1 protein-coding gene is annotated in these 1206 nt (G+C 41.9%); it reads left to right on the top strand.

What is annotated here, in order from left to right; genetic code table 11:
• Positions 1-469: 469 nt before the first annotated feature.
• On the top strand, positions 470-1141 hold the full coding sequence (locus CWC22_RS22800; RefSeq protein WP_138538485.1) for a hypothetical protein: 672 nt from the start codon (positions 470-472) through the stop codon (positions 1139-1141).
• The last annotated feature ends 65 nt before the right edge of the window (positions 1142-1206 follow it).

Here is a 1206-nt window from a genome sequence, read left to right as displayed (position 1 = left end):
GCCCTGTAAAGCAACCCGGGGGCTGCCCCTGGGTTGCTTTAGTTTTTACTTTTTTGTGAATTTGTTGTATTTTAAGTTGCGATTAATCTTCTGGCTATATTCAAACATATCAGCTTGTTTGAGTATCTTTGTCACGCACTTTTCATAATTTTAATTTACTTTTACTCTCAATCCCATAATTGTTTAATGGCTGATTAATATTGATTTTTATCTGTATTTTGAGAGGCTAAGCGTGTTTATGACAAGGCTGTCACTCTGCTTACAGAATTAAACAATTGTGCACATTTATAAACCTTGGAGAAGGTAATTAACATGTTAATATCTCTCCCATAAAAATGAGCAGACACAAATAAACAACACTGTTTGGTAGCGCTGTGGATAAACAGCCAGGATGGTGTTTAAGACTTAACTCAGGCAAAGCATTGCCTGGCAGTATTATTCTTTATTGGATGGATTTACGGAGATGATTATGAACAACGTCAACAAAGGATTAGGGCTTGCAGTTTTGCTGGGTTTATCAGCTGCCCTGACTGGATGTGGTGAAGGAAGTGAAGAGCTGAAAGAGCAGCTGAGCCATGATGCGAAAATGTCTTTTGTTAACTCTCTGGACTACATGGCTGATTTTCACGCTAAAAGAAGGTCTATCAGTTCAGGTTACAGCGGTTTATTTGACAGCGGTAGCGTGGTGTCAGCGGATGTACCTGCAAAAGAGGTGGGCAAGACATACAGCTACAGCTACAAAGCCATTAACAATATGATCAACCTGGGTGTTAAAGACAGTAACAGTGGCGAAAAGCAAGAGCGTATGAATACCACCCTGAAAGATGGTGCCAATCTATGGGTGATTGCCTGGGAAGCAGACGGCGAACGCAGTTTGTCTGTGATTAGTAAAAAGCAAGAAAATAAAGCCGACGTATTTAACGTGCGTTTGTTTGCCAATGGTAGCTATGACGTGATGGTTGGGGGCGAAAAAGTCACCACTACCGAAAAAGGTCAGGTGACTTCTTATTATGAAGTTAGCAGCTGTGCCGACGGGCTTGAGGTCGCTGGCAATGCCATTGATTTGTGCAACGGTGATTTTGGCCAGTCTTATCTGTTGGTGGTTGATGCCAATGGTAAGCGTGTCATGGCGTCAGAATAAATAAAAAACGCGCGGTGCGTTGAGCTACCGCGCGTCCATGATTTTCTTTTCAGATATTAAGTGAA

It is taken from the genome of Pseudoalteromonas rubra, from assembly GCF_005886805.2.
Taxonomy (GTDB): Bacteria; Pseudomonadota; Gammaproteobacteria; order Enterobacterales; family Alteromonadaceae; genus Pseudoalteromonas; species Pseudoalteromonas rubra_D.
Note: the sequence above shows the minus strand (reverse complement) of the source record. Positions and strands in the feature narration are given on the sequence as shown.